This is a genomic window from Wolbachia endosymbiont (group B) of Melanargia galathea (assembly GCF_964030625.1).
Lineage (GTDB): Bacteria > Pseudomonadota > Alphaproteobacteria > Rickettsiales > Anaplasmataceae > Wolbachia.
In genome coordinates, this window is record NZ_OZ034910.1 from 1,184,667 (window position 1) to 1,205,018 (window position 20,352).

A 20,352-nucleotide genomic window follows, 5' to 3' on the forward strand; every position below is an offset into this window, starting at 1 on the left:
GTTACTCCGCCTTTTGTTTAATGAAAACACGTTTTCCTTTGTAACTATTGTCAACTGCTATGTTGTGAGGCAACATGAATTCTCCAGTTGTTGCACATACTACAATATTCTTAGGCTTAATAGCATGATGAGAACGATGCATATTACGCCTTGACTTTGACTTTTTTCTCTTCGGAACTGCCAAAACTTACTCCAATTCAATTATATAACACAATTTATTAGTAGCATGTTTTTTACAAGGAGTAAATAGCAAAATAAATAAGGTTTTCTTATACAATTCAGTCTTATAAACTTAAACTCAAGCATTTTGATCAAAGTATATTGAACTTAAGACATATCTTGACTATACTCTGGCGAAGTTAATAAAAATTTTAATAAAATCAGTAAAACTAATTTTAGCTAAGATAAATGTAAAGTGAGTTCCTTTAATATAGACAGCGTTAGAATAATCGGTAGATGCTTTATGAACTTTCTGTTGAGGATTGGTAACGCATTTGTATTTTTTATTCAATCTCTATACCACTGCTTTATTCCTCCATATTATTTTAGCAATGTGGCAAGACAAATTATAGAGATAGGCTTTTTCTCTTTGCCAATTGTTGGGCTCACTGGAGTTTTTATAGGAGCAGTGATAGTTTTACAGAGTAGCTTAAGTGGTATATTGATTAATCAAGAACAAGTAGTACCTAAACTTGTTACGATCACTATCATTAAAGAGTTAGGGCCAGTTTTGATCAGCTTAATAATGGTAGGAAAGGTTGGGTCCTCAATTGCAGCAGAAATTGGCACGATGCGCATCACTGAACAAATAGATGCACTTACAACTTTGGACATCAATCCTTTCAAATATTTAATTGTACCAAGAATTCTAGCGTCAGTTATAGTATTTCCAATACTTACAGTATGTGCAGATCTAATAGGAATATTTGGAGGGTATGTCACCGCAGTCTTTGAATTTAACCACAATTTAAATATATACATAAAATATACAGCTCAATTCTTTAATATGTACGATTTTATTGTTGGGCTAATGAAAGCGACTGCTTTTGGAGCCATAATTTCTGTTTCAAGTTGTTATTACGGTTACCATTGTAGGGAAGGTGCACGAGGAGTAGGTGTTGCTACAACATCAACTGTTGTTTTTTCGTCCATATTGATCATTTTAGCAAACTACTTGATTACTTTGATACATGTATAGCCCCATAATATCAATATTGAACCTAAGCTTGTCTTTTGATGATAGAACGATATTAAACAACATAAGTTTTAATATATCGAAGGGGGAATCATTAGTCATACTTGGCGGCTCAGGAAGTGGTAAATCTGTATTAACAAAAATAATCATTGGATTGCTAAAACCAGACTCAGGGTCTATTAAAATAAATAGTGAAAGCAAAAATAAATTTGGAGTCTTATTTCAAAATTCTGCTTTATTTGACTACGTTACAGTGTGGGAAAATATATCTTTTAATTATAAAAAGCGCTTTAATATCAGCGAAAAGGAGGCAAAACAGCTAGCAATCGAGAAGTTAAATGATGTTGGACTGGAGGAAAGCATAGCAGATATGTTTCCAATCGAGCTATCAGGCGGAATGAAAAAAAGAGTAGCACTTGCAAGGGCGATTGCGCACAATCCAGAAATTATTGTATTGGATGAGCCAACTTCAGGATTGGACCCAATTATGTCAGATATGGTAAACGAGATAATAATAAAATTATCTAAAGACTTTAACCCTACAATTATCACGATTACACATGATATTCATAGTGCATTTAAAATAGCTGATAAAATAGCAGTATTATACGAAGGGAATATTATCTACCACGGAACTGTCCAAGAAATACAAAATACTAATAACGAATATATAAAAAAATTCATTCATTATATATAGCTATAGGTTTACAAACGATATTGTGAATGCCACATCTAGCATAACTTGAGCTACTGACAATTGTCGTTCTGTTACTAGTGTAGTGCCACGGTGGTATGGTGTGTTAGCTATAAAACAACGCATTAAATATAGCTAAAGTAACTTATATCAATTTTTATTATTATGCCAATTCCAACTGCGGAAATTTATTGAATTTGTTACTTCACTACTCAACAGCAATTACAACTGATGATTTTATTTCATTCTACTACCTGCTGATTTATTTTCTGCTCAGCATATCCATTAAATCAGATTCTTTGAGTTTATTATGATCAACTTTACTGAATTTATTCACCATAGAGCTCATTTGATTATACTGCTTAATTAGAAGATTAACGTCAGTTACACTTGTTCCGGACCCCTTAGAAATTCTAAGTCTTCTTTTGCCATTTAAAATATCTGGATTTTGCCTTTCTTTTTCGGTCATTGAGTTTATGATGGCTATATATTTTTTCACTTTATTGTCGTCTGGCACACTGCTACTTAGCTTTTTTGTGAATGAACTAGGGATGAATTTCATTATGTTGCTAATGCCATCCATTTTACTCAGAGTTTTTAACATTCCCACTAGGTCGTTTAGATCGAATTTACCCTTTTTTACTTTCTTTTGTAACTTATCAATTTTTTCCTGACCAACAATCTCAGCAGCTTTTTCAACCAATGATACAACATCACCCATGCTAAGTATCCTTTTTGCAATTCTATCGGGATAAAAATCATCGAGGTCACTTAATTTTTCACCACAAGCAATAAATTTAATTGGACAATCGGTGATCATTTTCATAGAAAGAGCAGCACCACCACGTGCATCACCATCAACACGGGTGAGAATAATGCCGGTTACACCTATTACCTCATTGAATGATTTGGCAATGTTGACCGCATCCTGGCCTATCATTGCGTCGGCTACTAAAATAACTTCTGCAGGTGAAGCTATTTCCTTTACGGCTTTCAACTCATTCATCATATTATTGTCAATATGAAGCCTGCCTGCGGTGTCTAGTATTAATACATCATAATTATCGTTCTTTGCTGCTGCCAGTGCCCTTTTTGTAATTGCAATAGGCTCCTCATTTATTACTATAGATAAAGTTTGTACGTCTATCTGTTTACCTAGCACCTCAAGTTGTTTCTGGGCAGCCGGCCTATAAATGTCTAAAGAGGCAAGCATCACTTTTTTCTTTTGCTTTTTTAGCTTGAAAGCAAGCTTTCCTGAGGTAGTTGTTTTACCTGCACCTTGTAAGCCCACCATCATAATCACAGCAGGGGGTTTAACTGCTAGATTTAAGTCACTTTTCTCTGATCCGAGAACTGCAACTAAATTATCCTGCACAATTTTAATTATCATTTGTGCTGGAGAAACACTTTTTATGACTTTTTCCCCAATCACTTTATCTTTAATGTCGTTGATGAATTTTTTTGCAACTTCAAGTGAAACGTCAGCTTCAATTAAAGCTATACGTATTTCACGCATGGCAAGATTAAAATCATCTTCAGAAATGATCGACTTTCCTCTCAGTTTACTAAATACAGAATTTAAACTTTCAGTTAACGATTTAAACATAATAGCATTAGTAGAATACTCATTAAAAAGAGAGAAGAAGCTGAAACAAAACTCACTGAGTTATAACTTAGCACTTCTTTAAGTTTAGTAATATTATTAAAGTATAAATTAGTAAGTGAATTAGTCAAGTTTTGCAGTACGTTGGCAGACATTTCTCTCACTTTAAAGACCAATTGATTGAACAGCAAGACAATATAGGGTACGAAAGCTCTAAAAATCCAATCAATATCCATTTTAAAATTTATTCTTGGGTAAAATAACTTGCGTAAAGGAATAAACAATAAAGTGGTACATAATAACAAATTAAATTGCGACAAAATATTTTTTGTGTTGTACACAAAATCGAAAATCGAAGGGTTATTGTAAATAGGCAAGTAAGGGTTGCCAGCAATTATACATATGAATGCTAAAATAATCATTGTTATTCTACCTTCTTTCCCTTCTGAAGGTTTGGACTTGCTTTTAGCGATAAATATGTAATAGAAAAACTTGAGCCCCACGCTTAAATAAAGCAGTAAATTTAGAATCTTGTATAAATTTTTATACACTTCTAAATTAGCACCACTTGCTTCAATCTCGGCTGTAATGTATGATTTGCTAATAAATCCAACGGTTCCAGGAAATGCAGCCACTGTGAATATCGCAATTATAGCACACATGCCTTCGACTGACATCAATTTACCCACTCCATTAAAACTAATTGTTTTTGTCCGCGAAATAATCGCATTGCTAACCACAAACAATAATGATTGATAAACAAGAGAGAAAATTATGTGTAGCATCAAAATTGGTATTGCCTTTTCCGAAGGGCTGAGTAAACCTCCTGCAATAATCAGCAAGCCCATTTGTCCTACAACATTATAGCATAGAAATCTACGAATATTTTGCTCAAGAGAAGCAAATATAATGCTGTAAATTACAGTGATGGCGCCTACAAGTGCTAATATTTCAGTACAATCTTGCCATAGGGTGTAAGTGTGTAAAAGCATCACTAAAAAAGAGACTTTAGTGGTAAATAAAGAGAGATATGTAGTGCCATGTAGTGATGCAGCAGGATATGCATCAACAACCCAAAACGAAAAAGGAAAACAAGCGCAGTTTATCAATAAACCCAAAATTATCAGGTTAGTGCTTTGAAGTGCCAATCCTGCTGTCAATATAACTCCAACCAAAAAGTGTACACAAGCGTACCTTATTGCAGATCCACTATCTCTACAGCTAGCTGCGATAATAAAAAATGCACTGATGGTCATTAATTCAAAGAATATTATAACCAACATTATCTGCTTGGATAAAATTGCACAGAGTGAGCAGGTAGTATAAGCAAAAAAAGATAGCATCTCTGAAAAAGTCAAATTTTGTGTTGGTAGAACAGCTAAAAATGCAACTGATAAAAAAGATATTAGTACGATACGAAAAGATAAATCAAAATTTAGAACTGGATGAGAGCAATTCAGTGTAGTACCTAAATTTTCAGGTAATATTAGGACTATCACTATTAATGTAGTCAACAGAAATAGCAATAAAAATTTATAAAGTTGCACAATGATGTAAAACAGTATGGTTTATGCTACCTCAACATACAAATAAAATCAATTTGCATATTAACCACTAGTTAAGCTAATTACCATATAATTATATCAGGGTTTAGAAGGTTATAGAGAAACCGGTCAGATTAGGTTTTTAATCTAATCTGACCGATAGCTTTAATAGTGAGGTAAGCTTTAATATAGCACTCCTAATTCACAGTGCTACACTCGTGCATAATTTATTTTTAATTTGTGCACGAGCGTTAGTAAATTATTTACTTTTTGAAATAAAATTTGGCATCACTTTAATATCCAGACTTAGTAAACCTCAGTAGGGCTGCCAGTTGGACCCATAAGAATTACTTGTTCACCTTCTTTAAAACATTTACATAAATTAGTGGAACCGCCAGTTTCAAGCACAATAGTGGAAATAATTCCTTTTTTTTTGTCTACTTCAGTGCCGGTTACAGCTATACCTTCCATAGCAAGGGTTGTATTATTGACTTTTCTGCTATTGATTGCAAAATTTTGCAACCTAAAGAATTGTCCGGGTTTAAAATTTTTTGCCGCAAGTGGTGCTTTGATCACTATTTCCACAACTTTGTCAGTTAAATATTGAATTTTTATAATCTTTGCGGTGAATTGCTCTTTGATTCTATTAAAAAATTTTTCGTTAGCCAGGTGTTCTGATATTATTCCAGCGCGTGACGCTTTAGTGTACAAATGCTGCAATTTGTAGGTAATTCGCATAGTAGGTGGTGTTATGCAAGTAGCTGACACTGGAATCCAGTTCTGACTATACAACCATCTGATGTACTCATTCAAAATTAAGTTTTCTGGATCCCAGTGTCTGGGCACTGGAATGACATCTTTTTTGGTGAAAGTTACTCTTACATTACAACATTCATACAAGTGTGCATATGACTCCGAGATTCTAGCTGGAGTGGGAGAAATGAAGCTAACTCTATTCAAAAGCTGAGAAATGATAGGGTAGCCGTTCTTAGCACTTGCCATAGCTTTCACGACGCTGCCGCTATACGAAGGGTGAAGATCACCAAAAAAGCTAATTGTTTTATTGTCTTGCTTATATACCAATATCCTGTCTTTATCCTGCATCTTAGGAGAAAATACTGGATCTATTTCTTTTCCTAATGAGTTTAAATGAATAAAATATCCATTACTTAGTTGAAAATGCTTTTTATCTTCTGTTGCAATAGCCGTGTTTGGTTCAGTGCCTGCTGCTATGAGAATAGAGCGTGCTTTGATACATTTAATTTCGTGGGATTTTGTATCAATCAGTTTTATCAACTCAGCATGATTATATTTGTCTGTAACAATTTCAATAGGCTCTAAGTTTTCAATGAAGTAGATTCCTTCTGACAATGCATTTTGCACCTCTTCGCTATTTAATCGATAGCTCGGTGAATCTTTTAGCTCTTTTCTGTATATAATTTTCACTCCCCCGAAGCTCTTAGTTAGTTCCAATATTTTTGCTTCTCTATTCTCTTTTTTTGCTAACTCTTGCTCTGCTTGGATCAATTTTGCGTGCGATATAAGCTCATTTGCAATTTCATATTCTTCTTCCGTCCAATCTTTTTCAACATATTTCTTTCCATACTTATCAACTAATATCTCATAACGAAGAAGAAATTTTTCTACTTGAATTGGATAATATGCTAAAGCTTCAGTGGCAGTATCAATTGCAGTGAGTCCTGCACCTATGACAACTATCGGCATGCGAACTTGCAGATTTGCTATGGAGTCGAACTTAAGAGCACCGGTAAGTTGTAATGACATCAGAAAATCAGATGCCATGCGCACTCCGCGAGCCAGCATATTCTTTATTTTGATCATTCGTGGCTTGCCAGAGCCAAGTGCTAGTGCGATGTGATCAAAACCCAAGTTGAAGGCATCATCAACATTAATCGTGCCATCAAAACGAATGCCTCCATAAAGTGCGAAATTCTCACGCCTTTCCAGTAGTAATCTAATAATCTTTAAGTAATTTTTATCCCATCGGGAAGTAATGCCATATTCTGCCACCCCACCAAACCCATCTGCCATGCGTTCACTCAATTTTTCGTGTTTGAAATCTTTAATTAGCTGAAAATTATCGATCAAAGGTTCAATCTTTAGTCCATCAATGGCGATAACGTTATGCCCATCGTTTAATAAATGATGAGCTAAATTAAAACCCGCAGGACCAAGTCCTACAACTAGAACGTTTTTTCCAGTATTTTCTTTTGGCAATGGACGCTGAAAATTTAAAGGATTCCAACGGCTAAGCAGAGAATATATTTCAAATCCGTACGGCAAATTGAGTACGTCGTCCAAAATCCTTGTTTCAACCACTGGCACATTTACAGGCTCTTGTTTCTGATATATGCATGAGTTTATGCAATCATTGCATATTCTATTCCCAGTAGCTGCACATAATGGGTTATCTATCATCACAATTGCAAGACTTGCTATGCTATATCCTTCGCTTTTTACCAGATTCATTTCTGATATTTTCTGCTCTAGTGGGCAGCCGTGCAGCTCAACTCTAAGTGGAGACTTTTTGAAAGTGTTGTCATCATTGATTAGCCCCTTTGAGCAGCTGTCCTTACTTTGCTTATGACAAAATATGCAGTAGTGAGCATTATCTAGTGCTTTATTCAAACTCACCTTTTTGCTTGTTAGATCAAAACCATATCTTCTTTTCACCTCATTTGAATACAGAACCTCAACCTCGTCTACTTCTTTTTTCAAGAATGATACGAGATTTTCGTAATCAATTTTCTTATGTATGCTAAATAGTATACTCTGTTTATTTTTTACTCTCCAAACTGCATATTGAGCCGCAAGTTCTATTTCTTCTTTGTGATCCTCTTTATTTTCAAGCCAACTCATTACCTGCTCAGAAAAGTTTTTTTCTGTTGTCGGTAAAGTAATGAAACTATTTAATTTGTTAGTGACATAATCAATATTTGCTACATCAGTGTATTTCTTCAATGCATAACGCTGAACAAATAATCTTTTGCATCTGTATATTACAGCAAAGTCATTGTGTTTTTCCTTTAACTCTTCTACTTCTTTTTCAATATTGAAAAATTTTGCAATAAATTCATCAAGTAAATGTGAGAGATCCATTATTAACTGGCTATTACAACCATCTTTCATCCAAGCTGGAATCCATCCTTCTTGTTTTCTGGATCCCAGTGTCAAGCACTGGGATGAACACTGGGATGACATCGAAGAAGAAGCTGCTTTTTCTCTTGCTTCAACTAATGAATAAAACAAGCTTTCATCGCACGATTTTATGTAATCCAAAAACGCCTTATCTAACTTTATTAATTCACTACGAGTGTATAAGTTTGAAAATGAGATTTTGAAATTCAGTTGCATCTTTATACTATACAGTGTACATACTGTTTCTTACAAATGAAGATTTTATTTATTTTTTAATGCTGCTGAGATTATTGCTTCTGCAACTTTTTCTTCCTTAACATATGCAACACACTCAAATTTGTGTAGACCTAAACGCACACTTTGAATATTAGCTTGAAGAATCAATACGTCTCCTGGAGTAACTGGCTTTGTGAATTTTGCATTTTCAATGGATCTCAAGTAAACAACTTTATTTTCTATTGTTTCTTTACCGAGGACACATATAGCAGATGCCTGAGCTAAAGACTCAATTATCAAAACTCCTGGCATTATCGGATGGCCAGGAAAATGACCAATAAAAAATTGCTCGTTGAAAGTCACATTTTTGATTGCTTTTATACTTTCACCAGGTTCGCATTCTATAACCCTATCTACTAAGAGAAAAGGATAAGAATGTGGTAGTATTTTTATAATATCACTGATATTACATTGCATAAGTCTATTCAATGTTTTGCAAAGCAAATTCGGGTATTTCCTTGTTTACATTTTTTAATACTACATCCGATAAATCTACTTCATCCATAGAGTATAAAACTTGATTCTTTTTTGAAATAAATAGTACCAAATCTATGTTGTTTTTTTCTGCTGTTTTTTTAGCAACTTCTTTTATCTTGTTAAAGACACTTTCTACTGCTTCTCTATAATTTTCTTCTAAATGTGACATTTTCTTAGCGTAATTATCCCTAACACTTACAGTATGCTTACTAAATTGTTCTGTCTTTTCTTTTTTTGCTTCTTCTGACAAAAGGTCAAATTCTTCTTTCGATGGCTTAAATTTTTCTAACTCATTTTCAAATTCCTTCTGTAATCTAGAATTCTGCTCCTTTATTTGTTGTTGTATATTTTGCAGAGCCAGAGATTCATTGATAACCTTATCACTATCAATAATGGCAGCCTTTGTATTAAGCGTGCTCTGAGGTTGATACCCTACAAACTTATACCCCACAAATAAGGAAATAATTAAGGCAATAACTGATGTAAATAACTGTATATATTTCATTTAAATCCCCGCTTCAATAGAAATTTTAACGTTTGTCGATGGTATTATGTCATAAGCTTCCTTTACTAAAGGAAACCCAAAATCTAATCTAATTCTACCAAAAGGAGAAGGCATTGAAAAGCCAAAACCTGGTGATACTCTTATAAGCTTACTATCGTAATATTTCCCACTATATCCCTTCTTTTCATCTAAACCAAAAAGTGTTGCATAGTCAACAAATAGTGAGCCTTTGATACCAGCATAGTCGTATAATTTAGATAGTGGAAAATCTACTTGCTGTGTTAAATTAAAATAAGTTTTGCCTCCCAATGAGCTTTGATTTTTGTCTTCTGCTCTTGGTCCAATGCCGGAAAGGTCAAATCCTCTAATCTCATTGCCACCTTTAAAGAAGTGCTGGCCAATGTTTAGATCTTCATCGGTATAAGAAAAAATATGACCTGCTGCTACTTTAAAGCGCAGTGTTATATCATCATCAATTTTGCTTAATATAGGATGTGTATAAAAAGATAAGAATTCAGATTTTAGGAAATTTACATTTCCCCATAATCCTGAAATATCCTGACTTAAACGCAATAAATATCCCTCTTTAGGAGTATAGAGGTTATCCAGTTTATTGTACGCTAACGTGTATCCCACTGATGAAACCTGATACTCACCTTCTTGATCTCTTATTATCTCAGAGATATCCTCATCTTTTCCACCCTTATTGTCCATGTGTATGTGATTATACTTATAAGAATATTGAAAGGAATTGGTTAGATTTTCTGAGATTTTATATGATACTTTTGCTATTCCTCCCCAGTTGCAGGTATCGAAAGTAGTGTTTGGTTTGTCTTGTTTTTCATAAAAAACACCCATGCCTAGTGAAGTATCAGAGTCGTTAAAATTATTTTCAACAGCGTCTATACTAGTAGAAAGAACATATTGACTTTTTTCAAGAGCAAAAGATACTTCTTTACCACTACCAAATAAATTACGATCTGTGAAATCGGTTTTAACAAATACTCCACCAGGAAGAGACATACCACCTGTTAAAGATAACGAGGCAGTTCTTTTTTCTTTAACATTTAAATCAAGATTCACTGCATTGTCATCCACTGTATAACTATTTATTTTTACTGTTTCAAAGAAATCACTATATATCAATTTTCTACGTGATTTTTGGATCTCAGATGTGTTATATGCGTCACCTTCTGCCATGCTAAGTTTTCTTCTAATTACTTTATCTAAAGTGCGGTCATTGCCATCAATAGTAATTTGGTTTATATAAATCTTTTTACCTGGTAGCACTTTGTAAGTTACATCCACAATATTGTTATGTTGTGTATATTCTGGATTAACTTTTGCAAATATATATCCTTTTTCGCTTAAATGTTTACTTATTTTTTCTGCTGTATTGTTAATTTTAACTCTATTAAATATTTGATTATTTTCCTCTTTGATAAATTCTAATATTTCTTCCCTTAAACTTAAATCCTGAATCTCAGTTTCAATATCAACTTCATTATTTCCAAATAAGTATTGCTGCTTTTCATCAATCAAAAAAGTTAACTCTATTTGGTTATTATTATCAACCTCAACAATTGGTTGGATATTATTTTGAATATATCCCTTAGATGAATAGAAGCGATCAAGCAGTTCTGTGTTAATCAGTAGATATTGAGGTGAATAATGAGTTCCGCTTTTAAAAATGGCTCTAAATAACTTACTAAATATATCATTGCTATGCCTTTTGATAACTTGCTCTAACTCATTTGCTGAAAAGTTTTTATTACCTATAAATCGTAAACCCTTAATTTTAGAAGTTCTTCCTTCTTTTATCTTAAAAATTAGGTTTATCCTATTGCTACCAAGCTTATCTAGCTCATATGCAATTTTAACACCAATTTTACCACTGTTCCTATAAAGAGTAGCTAGATTTATTAAATCGTTTTGTAATTTTGTTTCAGTGAAAATAGTTAGTGATTTTGACTGGATAACGTTATTTAGCAACTCTTTACTGTTAAATAACTTATTGCCTTTCAATATTACTTTGTTAATCAATGGATTCTCATGAATTTTTACTACTAAGTTTTTTTCATCATCGATATAGGCGTTAATACTAGCAAATAACTTTGTTTTATATAAATCTTTTATAACTGAATCTACATCATCATCATTTATATGATTACCTGGTTCTAATTTTGTATAAAACCTTATTGTTTGATCACTTACTCGCTCATTGCCAATATACTTAATATTTTTTATCTGTACTTTTTCCTTATTTTCTAGAGCAACAAGTAGAGTGGGAAAAGAAATAAATATTATTATTAGTATGTGAAATAACTTTTTCATATGTATCTTAAAAAAGATGCCTAATATCATTTGTGATTGCAACTGCCATCAACAAAAACAGTATGGTAGCACCAAAAGTGGCTGCATATTTTTGATATTTCAAACTCAAATCTCTACGTATAACTGCTTCTATAATATAATGAAATAAATGCCCACCATCTAGTAGTGGTATTGGCAGCAAGTTAATTGCAGCTAAATTCGCTGAAATAATTGCCATAAAATATAGAACCATAATAAGTCCCTTTTTAGCTGATTGCCCTGAATATTTTGCAATTTTTATTGGCCCACCTATTTCATTTATACTCCTTTTACCAACAACAATTTGAAAGAGTGCTTTGATTGTTAAACACATAGTGTGGTAGGTTTCATTCACTGATAGGCTAGCAGCTCCAAGAAAAGATGACTGTTTTAACCCTATCATATTAATTGAGGTAATTCCTATAGTTTTTCTTTCTATTATGTTACCAAAGACATCTCTATCCTCAACTGTAAACGGAGTTAGAATAGTTCTGTACTCTTCGTTATTTCTGCTATACTTAATTTCTATTCTTGTTTCAGGGTTGGACATTATCACGCGTGAAATATCTTCAAAGTATTTTATTTTGTACTCATTGATCTGTGTAATAGTGTCACCTGGTAATAGGCCAGCTTGCTTTGCTGCACTTTCTTCAATTACATTACCAATTACTGGTGGAGTACGATAATAACCTGCCACGCTGAAAAATATTGTGAAGGCTATAACGGTAAATATCATGTTTGCAAAAGGCCCTGCAAAAACTATTGCTGCTTTTTGATATCGAGGTTTTGTATGGAATGAGTATAATTTTTCTTCTTCAGTTAATTTTTGTTGATCAACAGGAACGCTTGCTGCATTAGTATCCCCTAACATTTTAACGTAACCACCCAATGGAAAGGCACTTAATTTCCATCTAGTTCCAGACTTGTCGTTAAAACCAAAAATTTCAGGACCAAAGCCTATAGAAAAAGATTCAACTTTAACCTTGCATGCTTTAGCGACAATATAATGCCCACATTCATGCACGAATACTATGATAGAAATTATTAAAGAAAACGATAAAAAATAATATATTCCAGCGCTAAGTTGATGAGAAATTAATTCCACCTATGTTTTAAATCTTAATCAAACGTTGAGTATATTAAAATGCGCCTTGCTTGACAAGTATTTAGTTTAGTCTTTAAATTAAAAAAAAGTTTAATGACAATGATAGATATCTCCTTATTAAGAAGAAAACTGATGTATAGGAGTTGGCATAGGGGTTGTAAAGAAACTGATATACTTTTAGGGCATTTTGCATTGAAATATCTTGATAAATTTTCCTTAAGTGAACTAATTGAATACGAAAAAATAGTTGATCTTGATGATTGCGAATTATATTGTTACATAACTCGTAAGAGACTTCTCCCCCCTGATTTGAGTAGTGAGGTAGTCGATTTGATTGCTTCCTTTAATCACTTATGCACCCAATAATCTTGTTTACCCTATCTAATACTTCAGCATATTCTACTCTTTTTTCCTCCTTATACTTTTTGCATTCTTGATTTATTTCGTCTAATCGCTTTGTTAATTCTAAAATTTTGTCTTCGAGAGTCAATGCTGCAAGTAAGAAATTTAATGCATCTGAGCCCTTACCTCCAGTTCTTTGAGATATGGAGCTAACTAGCTTGTTGAAGCTATTAGCAAGTTGTAATAAATGGTCCTTCTTTTTACTTTCGCAAGATATTTTATATGTGTTATTATGTATAACTATTTCTACTACTTGCATATGATGCTATATTGTACAACTTTCAAATTTACAATATAGATTTTCATTCATTTATCAAGAGGGATAACTTTTTACTGCTACGAAAATAAGTTTTAAAGTATTGATGTTTTGCAACCTTCTGTGACGTCAAATTACTTGCTTCTTTCAAGTTATAGCTTCTAATTGAAAAAGAACCAAACCCCCTGATTTCAACTCTATTATGATATTTTAACGTGTTTGAAAACACTCGAAAAAAACTATCAACTATGGCTGCTATAATAACCTTATCTAACAAAAGGTTTTTTTTTGCCACTTTTGCTATTATATCAGATTTCGTTGCCATTTATATGAAGCACAAGAAGTTATTTGGCAGATAATATTATATTATATTTTTCAACACCTACTACTTCAACTTGTATTTTTTCTGATATAGAAAACTTTTTATTTTCTGGTAAATGCTCTTGATCTACTAAAAGGGTTACATTGTTCTCAATTTCAACGATTAGACCATTTTCCTCTCTCTTACTTACAGTAACCTGAATTTTATCCCCTACTTTAACTTTCTCTATCAGTTCTTCAAGAGGATCATACTCTATTTGTTTTACTCCAAGATAAATTCTTGTCCGATCTACGTTAGCCCTTATCACTTTTGCTTCTATTTCATCACCTACATTATACTTTTTTATCTCATCTGAATTGTTTTTCGACCAACTTAGATTTTGCATATAAATTGTTCCTTCTACGTCCTCAGATATCTCAGAATTATCAAAAGTCACAGATATTTGTGAACCATTGTTGCTTTTAACTTTACCAGAAACAATAGAACCAAGAGGATATTTATCAATAAATACTTGCCAAGGATTCTCTACGCACCTTTTTGTGCTTAAACTCATCTTATTTTTAATAATGTCAATACCGAGAATTTTTACATCCACTTCTTGTCCTATTGTTACAAAACTACTAATTGGTAAATTACTCTTGCTCCAAGTTATTTCTGATGAGTGTACCAAACCCGCAATCCCAGGTTTAATCTCAACAATGAATCCACAATCTTTTATACCCGTTACGCATCCTTTGTGTACGCTGTTAATTGGGCATTTTGACTCTAGATCTTGCCAAGGATTGTCTCCTAATTGTTTTACACCCAGGGAGATTTTTCCATTTTCTCTATCTATTTTTATAATTTTAGTTTTTATATGCTGACCACAAGAAAAAATTGCAGATGGATGACTTACATTACTCCAAGAGATATCTGTAATATGTAGCAGTCCATCTATAACTCCCACTGTATCTGATTCATGAATGCCAACAAATGCACCGTAGTGAGTGATGCTTTTTATTTTGCCTTCTACTACATCACCTTCATTTAAAGATTCTAAAAACTTAATTTTTTCACCAGCATGCAACTTCTCTAATACCAGCTTTCTTGATACTACAATATTCCCCTGCTTCTTATCCATTTTAAGAACGATGAATTTTTGTTCAGTTTCAATAAGGTGATTAGCATCTTTTATTTGCTTCAAATCCACATGACTCAGAGGTAAAAACGCACTTATTCCATCACCAAGATCAACAATAAAACCGCATTTAATTGAGCGTTTAATGATTCCTGTTACTTCATCTTTTGTAATTGCGCTTTCTTCCAATTTATTCCATTTTTCGTCTCTGATTGCTTTCTCACGACTAAGAACAACATTACCATGGTAATCTTCAATTCTTTCAACATAAACTCTAATTTTCGAGCCAACAGTGATATCATCATTACAACTGAGCTCCTTAATCAGAATTCTTCCGTCTGACTTTAAACCAACATCAACCACAATATCATTAGAATTTCTTCTTGTGATTATACCTTCTACCACATCTCCTTCTTTGATTTTGTTAGCAAAAGAATCTTCACAAAAGTCATTGTCTTGATTATCAAATTGATCTTGAAATATCTCTTCTATGAACCTATTTGATGATAGCCTCTTGATAGCAACTGTACTTTCCATACCTTTTAATTTTAACTTCATTAGAACTCATATATTATATAATATTAATAATTAGTGACAAGTAAATTCTCATTAATTCATTTCGAGAATTGTTTAAGCTATAAAAGATTAAGTTATGTAAGATATGTTATCTAGGAATAATAATTGGATTAGGTCATTTTCCAGAAGATCTAGGTTGAAGTTGAATGTTTTGGAGAAGTATTCTATTAAAAACAGCAAGGAATCTATAAAAAAGATCGTAGACTTACAAAAAAGAATACGAGTAGAAATAGGTTTCGGTAATGGTGAAAATATGCTCCATCAGGCATTCAATGAATTTGATCTATTATTTATAGGATGTGAGCCTTATTTAAAGGGGGTCTCTTCCTTGCTAAAAAGCATAGAAGCACACAGCATAAAAAATATTTTAATATGGACAGAAGATGCAAGAGAATTAATTGCCAATTTTCCTGACAACAGTGTTGAAAAATTCTTTATTCTCTTTCCAGATCCATGGCCAAAAAGAAGTCACAACAAAAGACGGTTAATTAATACGGAATTTTTAAATTTATTAGCAAAAAAAATACTTGTCACAGGTGAAATATTTATTGCAACTGATCATCAGGATTATGCAGAGTGGATAGAGTTACATATAAAGCAGTGTAATTTTTTAACCTATAAGGAAGATAGTTTTGCAAATTATACCCCAACAAAATACCACAGAAAAGCGCTAGAATATCAGCGTAAAATAAAGTTTTTTAAAGTAAATGTTATATCTAAACTGACTTAGATTTACCTCTGCTTGTTAGTACAGATGTGTACATGACACTCTATAGTGCAAGTAGCCTACCATATACTGGGAATAACAGTTTACTGAATTCTTTAATCTTACAAATAGAAAGATCAATAAACTTGATAAACATCAACATTATCAGCCAGCATTGCTTTTGCAACTTCAATTCTACCTTTTTTATGATCGGTTTGGATAATTTTATAACCTATAGCATTTTGTCTAGCAACCAATCTGGTGCTTCTCTACCTTTTTCCCACTTAGCAAATCTCATCTTTTCTTTTAGGTAATATTCTCTATATGCTTCTATTGGGTTATTACATTTATATCGATCAGGTAACGCTTGTGTAAAAGCTTGTATATCAGCTGATCGAAATATTAGCAAATCCTTGTTATTATCGCACCAATCTATAACTTCTTCGGATTTATGCGTTCTTTTGTATCGCAAGCTATATTCTATACACAATTCTTTTCCATGTTTTATTAACCAATCAAAGTTTCCTTTTGATTGTCTAGCCCATAAAGAACAAGGATGGTTTTTGTGAGTAAGTTTATATGGAACTTCTATATTCTGGTTTGTAATGCTGACTAAAGGATTTGGCTCTTTTAATGCTATTGAAAAAACACTGCTAAGCAATTGAGCAGTTTCTAGCGGCATTTTTACTATGTGCTTATCGCATAACATTTGTGCTGCAGTTACAGGATTTTCGTCTAATATAAAGATATTCATCTAAGCACCCAGAGATAGAATTTTTGCGTAGTATTTATTTCAATAAACCCTAAAATATCATTCAGAAAATGGATAAAACTCAGTTAAAAAAATTATACACAATTCCGAGGAACCTTTTCAAGCTACAATGAACGTATAGCTACCACTCTAGCAATATTATTTCTCACCCACTGAAGATATTGCACGGTACTGTCTACTTGATCGTCGTGACGGATTTCTGGAAACATTAAAATCTCATACTCAAAGTCGCTAAGCCATACTGCTTGGTTAGGGAGAAAAACCCGCTCAGATTCTATAATTGGGACAATTCGGTGAAATCGAGTTAATTTGTCATCATGTGGTACTATTTGAATAATAGGTAAATCACTGTTTTTCCTGAGCTCCTGAACCAATTGCTGACCGCTTGCTTTTGCTTCGATTAAAATTGCGTGTGGCTTCCACCTTGCAGCCAGCGACAGAACTTTCTCTTTAAGTTTTGGATATTCAAGTTTTGCGCGATATACATCGAGTAAATAGAATGTATTATCTACTTTTGTCCAGGTAGTGCAGACACTAAAGTCACTTGTATTGTTTGTTGAAATTGCAGTATCCCAACTTTGTGTTACATGCAAGAGGCTATCAGGAAAATTTTTATAGCGCTTCAACCACTCTCGTTTAATTATAGCACTTGAAAGTGGTAGAGGGTTTTGTTGGTATTGAGCAGCAAAACCATAACTCCCAAGTTCAGCTTTTATCATCTCAATTTCTTCTTTTCCTTCAGTTAGGGAATACAACAATTGACCTTCTTTTCTTGAGTATATTTCCTGTTCATGCTCTGGAATATGATTATTAACTGAATAAATAATCTCCTTATCTTCAGCTATTATTGGTAAACAGACATGATGCCATATGTTTCTTGGTTTACAGAGGAGGTGACCAGTTAAATCTTCTAAATGGAGTCTGTGCATCACAAGAACGATAACTCCTTTTTTTCTGTCGTTGAGCCTGGTTACTAAAGCCTGATCAAACCAGTTTGCAGCACGCTTTCTAAATGTTTCGCTCAAAGCTTGTGCGGGACTTAGTGGATCATCCACGATAATGAAATCTCCACCTTCACCGGTTAATGTTCCCCCAACTGATGTTGCAATCCTACATCCTCTTTGCACTGTTTGAAATTTATATTTAGTGTTTTGATCTTTGCATAATTCTACTTTCGGAAATAGCTCTCTATACCAATCAGATTGCATTATGCACCTGGTATCGAGTGAGTGCTTTTCGCTGAGGAGCCGAGAATAACTTGCAACTATTATTCTTGCAGTTGGCTGATTTCCGAGTATCCATGCGGGCCATGCAACACTTACACAAATAGACTTCATTGAACGCGGAGGCATATTGAATATTATTCTTTTCACTTCACCTGAACTTGCCGCTTCAAGCCTATCCGCTATGACTTTTATATATTGATAATCATTATACTCACACCCCGGTACTACCGTTTGAAAGCATAATTCAATGAATTTTAAAAAGTTTATATTGTTCATAAAATTGAGATTTTGTTGATTTTTTAAGATTTTTTTGTATAATTATAGTGAGAGTTAAAATATGAAAGAAACAAGAGAGCAAACTGAGAGAGAATTTATAAAAACTCAAAACGGGATAAAAATAGAGACAATTACGCTTCTTGGTAAAAATCAAAACAATAATCGAGGTGAAAAACATCTGATATACTTTATTGGTGGAAATAGAGCGTTAAGCCCTGGTAAAGATTATTCCCAAAATTGGAATTGGGCCACAGAGCAAGGGATAACTGTACATCTTTTTAATTATCCTGGACTTGGTTTAAGTAAAAACAGTTCATTGATACGTAGCAATAGAGTTAAATCTGGTATAGCAGTTGTAACTAACTTATTGGAAAAAGGTATAAAGCCAGATGATATCATATTGTTTGGAGACTGCCTAGGTGGACATGTGGCTGCAGAGGTTCATAAAAATTTTAAGTATAAGGATATACATTTAAGATGCATCGTTAGCAATGCTGCAAGTTCACTTAAACGAGCTTCTCTTTATTATTTTGGATTCATAGCAAAATTAAAAATTTTTCTTGCTCCGATAATCAAATTGGTACTAAAGATTTTTGGCTGCCACTGGAAGACATATAAAATCGTAAATTCAATTACTCCTTATACAATGTACTTTAATCGAGAGGGAGATAAAACGATAAAACAGCCAGCGCAACTTGCAACAGAAATAGAAAAAATAGATCAAAGCGGTAGAAGAAAAGATTACCAAAAAAAAGAAGTATTTGAAGATTTTGAGGAATATGAAGAATTTTTCAAGCAGTATACAATATTAAGAAAAAATGATGAATATATTGATCCTAAAAAAGCTGAGAAAGATATACATAAATTGCCAATTACGTGCTTAAAATCTTCCAACAAAACTGATTACACTTTTCCTGAGCTGATTAATTTATATATTCAAGCGACAGATGAATATTTTTCTAAACATGGCTCACTAAATAATGAAGAGAAAGTTAAAGCATTTAAAGAAAGTAAATTTTATAAAGATTTTTCAAGCTGTAAAAATTCAAAGGACTTTTTGCATAATTACATGAAGAAGCAAGAGATGTCATTTCAGCATGTGACAATAGAATCTGGGGAAAAAAGACCTTTCTTAACAAGTCAAAGAAGTCTAGGGTAGCGAGCTTTAAACTTTTGACGCATATGCTTTTTTCAACATTTTAGCCATCTGTATCTGTTCAGATGCATGCAAATATTGAAACCAGTGTTTCTTTTCTTGTCATCCGAGTACTGGGATCCAGAAGAATTAATTGTGAACAAATAGCTATACGATATTTTCAATGAAGTTACAAAAAAGCTGGATTCCACACTGGAATGACACCGTCATAAACTGCTAGGCCTTCATAATGTCATTCCAGTCCTCATAGTGTTTATCCCGGCCTTCATAATTTCATCCCAGTGTCCTCTTTCTCTTATCATCCCAGTACTTGATACTGGGATCCAGATGCATGGCTAATGCTGAAACCAATACTCCCTTTTCTTGTCATACGAGTACTGGGACCCAGAAGACTCAGGTAATAAGAACTAGATTCCAGCGCCACGCGCTGGAATGACACCGTCATAAACTGCTAGGTCTTCATAATATCATTCCAGTACTGGGATCCAACTAAATTGGTGAACACTTTACAGCATTTTTGATAGAAAGAACTAGATGCCAGTGTCAAGCACTGACCATTTTTTCCTTAAGTTTTTGCAGCTTGCGTTCTATTACAAAACCACCGTGGTACTAACGAGTGGCAAAATGATAGCA

At 33.3% G+C, this 20,352-nt stretch carries 18 protein-coding genes; 5 read left to right on the top strand and 13 right to left on the bottom strand.

All coding sequences use genetic code 11. The annotated features are described in order from the left end of the window. Position 1: 1 nt before the first annotated feature. Entirely contained in the window at positions 2–184 is a 183-nt protein-coding gene (rpmF, locus tag AAHF52_RS05460; protein ID WP_006014434.1) for a 50S ribosomal protein L32, read from the bottom strand. Positions 185–415: 231 nt separating this feature from the next. Between rpmF and AAHF52_RS05465 the strand changes: the two genes are divergently transcribed. Together AAHF52_RS05465 and AAHF52_RS05470 are read left to right on the top strand one after the other, a co-directional pair. Next, a complete protein-coding gene (locus AAHF52_RS05465; RefSeq protein ID WP_264376688.1) occupies positions 416–1,198 on the top strand; it encodes an MlaE family ABC transporter permease in 783 nt (260 codons plus the stop codon). Continuing rightward, a complete protein-coding gene (locus AAHF52_RS05470) occupies positions 1,191–1,892 on the top strand; it encodes an ABC transporter ATP-binding protein (protein ID WP_010405332.1) in 702 nt (233 codons plus the stop codon). Before AAHF52_RS05465 ends, AAHF52_RS05470 begins: the two co-directional genes overlap by 8 nt. A gap of 259 nt (positions 1,893–2,151) precedes the next feature. Here AAHF52_RS05470 and ffh read toward each other — a convergent pair whose 3' ends face one another. The 7 genes from ffh to rseP form a co-directional block, all read right to left on the bottom strand. Further along, a complete protein-coding gene (ffh, locus tag AAHF52_RS05475) occupies positions 2,152–3,495 on the bottom strand; it encodes a signal recognition particle protein (RefSeq protein WP_342068394.1) in 1,344 nt (447 codons plus the stop codon). Further along, positions 3,480–5,039, bottom strand: a complete 1,560-nt coding sequence (locus tag AAHF52_RS05480) for a proton-conducting transporter membrane subunit (RefSeq protein ID WP_052264998.1) — start codon at positions 5,037–5,039, stop codon at positions 3,480–3,482. Before AAHF52_RS05480 ends, ffh begins: the two co-directional genes overlap by 16 nt. Before the next feature lie 303 nt (positions 5,040–5,342). Next, the gene (locus AAHF52_RS05485; protein WP_052264997.1) at positions 5,343–8,411 is read right to left on the bottom strand and encodes a WPE palindromic element domain-containing protein; all 3,069 of its coding nucleotides are present in this window, start codon (positions 8,409–8,411) and stop codon (positions 5,343–5,345) included. A 45-nt stretch (positions 8,412–8,456) separates the two neighbouring features. Next, positions 8,457–8,888, bottom strand: a complete 432-nt coding sequence (gene fabZ, locus AAHF52_RS05490) for a 3-hydroxyacyl-ACP dehydratase FabZ (protein WP_052265001.1) — start codon at positions 8,886–8,888, stop codon at positions 8,457–8,459. 4 nt (positions 8,889–8,892) lie between these two features. Continuing rightward, positions 8,893–9,453, bottom strand: a complete 561-nt coding sequence (locus AAHF52_RS05495) for an OmpH family outer membrane protein (RefSeq protein ID WP_052264996.1) — start codon at positions 9,451–9,453, stop codon at positions 8,893–8,895. After that, entirely contained in the window at positions 9,454–11,787 is a 2,334-nt protein-coding gene (gene bamA, locus AAHF52_RS05500) for an outer membrane protein assembly factor BamA (RefSeq protein WP_264376687.1), read from the bottom strand. 7 nt (positions 11,788–11,794) lie between these two features. Then, the gene (gene rseP / locus AAHF52_RS05505; RefSeq protein WP_007302416.1) at positions 11,795–12,910 is read right to left on the bottom strand and encodes an RIP metalloprotease RseP; all 1,116 of its coding nucleotides are present in this window, start codon (positions 12,908–12,910) and stop codon (positions 11,795–11,797) included. Positions 12,911–13,009: 99 nt separating this feature from the next. On the opposite strand from rseP, the gene AAHF52_RS05510 reads away from it, so the two are divergent. Beyond that, positions 13,010–13,276 (top strand): succinate dehydrogenase assembly factor 2, encoded by a 267-nt coding sequence (locus tag AAHF52_RS05510; RefSeq protein ID WP_019236875.1) that lies wholly within the window; start codon positions 13,010–13,012, stop codon positions 13,274–13,276. Here the strand turns inward: AAHF52_RS05510 and AAHF52_RS05515 are convergent. Genes AAHF52_RS05515 through AAHF52_RS05525 form a run of 3 tightly spaced genes read right to left on the bottom strand, consistent with a single transcriptional unit; the run spans position 13,254 to position 15,565 of the window. Further along, positions 13,254–13,571, bottom strand: coding sequence for a cell division protein ZapA (locus AAHF52_RS05515; RefSeq protein WP_007302417.1), 318 nt, complete (start codon positions 13,569–13,571; stop codon positions 13,254–13,256). The two genes, AAHF52_RS05510 and AAHF52_RS05515, sit on opposite strands and share 23 nt — an antisense overlap. A gap of 43 nt (positions 13,572–13,614) precedes the next feature. After that, a complete protein-coding gene (locus AAHF52_RS05520; RefSeq protein ID WP_007302418.1) occupies positions 13,615–13,893 on the bottom strand; it encodes an HU family DNA-binding protein in 279 nt (92 codons plus the stop codon). A gap of 19 nt (positions 13,894–13,912) precedes the next feature. Beyond that, on the bottom strand, positions 13,913–15,565 hold the full coding sequence (locus tag AAHF52_RS05525; RefSeq protein ID WP_052264995.1) for a 30S ribosomal protein S1: 1,653 nt from the start codon (positions 15,563–15,565) through the stop codon (positions 13,913–13,915). A gap of 103 nt (positions 15,566–15,668) precedes the next feature. On the opposite strand from AAHF52_RS05525, the gene trmB reads away from it, so the two are divergent. Beyond that, the gene (gene trmB / locus AAHF52_RS05530; RefSeq protein WP_342068395.1) at positions 15,669–16,313 is read left to right on the top strand and encodes a tRNA (guanosine(46)-N7)-methyltransferase TrmB; all 645 of its coding nucleotides are present in this window, start codon (positions 15,669–15,671) and stop codon (positions 16,311–16,313) included. Between the two features lie 208 nt (positions 16,314–16,521). On the opposite strand, the gene AAHF52_RS05535 is transcribed toward trmB, so the two are convergent. Both AAHF52_RS05535 and terL read right to left on the bottom strand, forming a co-directional pair. Continuing rightward, positions 16,522–17,043 (bottom strand): pyrimidine dimer DNA glycosylase/endonuclease V, encoded by a 522-nt coding sequence (locus AAHF52_RS05535; protein WP_007302421.1) that lies wholly within the window; start codon positions 17,041–17,043, stop codon positions 16,522–16,524. Between the two features lie 122 nt (positions 17,044–17,165). Then, on the bottom strand, positions 17,166–18,563 hold the full coding sequence (terL, locus tag AAHF52_RS05540; RefSeq protein WP_012481978.1) for a phage terminase large subunit: 1,398 nt from the start codon (positions 18,561–18,563) through the stop codon (positions 17,166–17,168). 61 nt (positions 18,564–18,624) lie between these two features. Here terL and AAHF52_RS05545 point away from each other — a divergent pair, with 61 nt between their 5' ends. Further along, positions 18,625–19,722: an alpha/beta hydrolase gene (locus AAHF52_RS05545; protein WP_342068396.1), complete on the top strand. Its 1,098-nt coding sequence runs from the start codon at positions 18,625–18,627 to the stop codon at positions 19,720–19,722. The last annotated feature ends 630 nt before the right edge of the window (positions 19,723–20,352 follow it).

Excerpts from the sequence above, each read along its gene's own strand:
- AAHF52_RS05470 (WP_010405332.1), top strand. The coding sequence starts at position 1,191 with ATGTATAGCCCCATAATATCAATATTGAACCTAAGCTTGTCTTTTGAT.
- ffh (WP_342068394.1), bottom strand. The coding sequence starts at position 3,495 with ATGTTTAAATCGTTAACTGAAAGTTTAAATTCTGTATTTAGTAAACTG.
- AAHF52_RS05485 (WP_052264997.1), bottom strand. The coding sequence starts at position 8,411 with ATGCAACTGAATTTCAAAATCTCATTTTCAAACTTATACACTCGTAGT.
- fabZ (WP_052265001.1), bottom strand. The coding sequence starts at position 8,888 with ATGCAATGTAATATCAGTGATATTATAAAAATACTACCACATTCTTAT.
- AAHF52_RS05495 (WP_052264996.1), bottom strand. The coding sequence starts at position 9,453 with ATGAAATATATACAGTTATTTACATCAGTTATTGCCTTAATTATTTCC.
- bamA (WP_264376687.1), bottom strand. The coding sequence starts at position 11,787 with ATGAAAAAGTTATTTCACATACTAATAATAATATTTATTTCTTTTCCC.
- AAHF52_RS05510 (WP_019236875.1), top strand. The coding sequence starts at position 13,010 with ATGATAGATATCTCCTTATTAAGAAGAAAACTGATGTATAGGAGTTGG.
- AAHF52_RS05515 (WP_007302417.1), bottom strand. The coding sequence starts at position 13,571 with ATGCAAGTAGTAGAAATAGTTATACATAATAACACATATAAAATATCT.
- AAHF52_RS05520 (WP_007302418.1), bottom strand. The coding sequence starts at position 13,893 with ATGGCAACGAAATCTGATATAATAGCAAAAGTGGCAAAAAAAAACCTT.
- AAHF52_RS05525 (WP_052264995.1), bottom strand. The coding sequence starts at position 15,565 with ATGAAGTTAAAATTAAAAGGTATGGAAAGTACAGTTGCTATCAAGAGG.
- trmB (WP_342068395.1), top strand. The coding sequence starts at position 15,669 with ATGTTATCTAGGAATAATAATTGGATTAGGTCATTTTCCAGAAGATCT.
- AAHF52_RS05535 (WP_007302421.1), bottom strand. The coding sequence starts at position 17,043 with ATGAATATCTTTATATTAGACGAAAATCCTGTAACTGCAGCACAAATG.
- terL (WP_012481978.1), bottom strand. The coding sequence starts at position 18,563 with ATGAACAATATAAACTTTTTAAAATTCATTGAATTATGCTTTCAAACG.
- AAHF52_RS05545 (WP_342068396.1), top strand. The coding sequence starts at position 18,625 with ATGAAAGAAACAAGAGAGCAAACTGAGAGAGAATTTATAAAAACTCAA.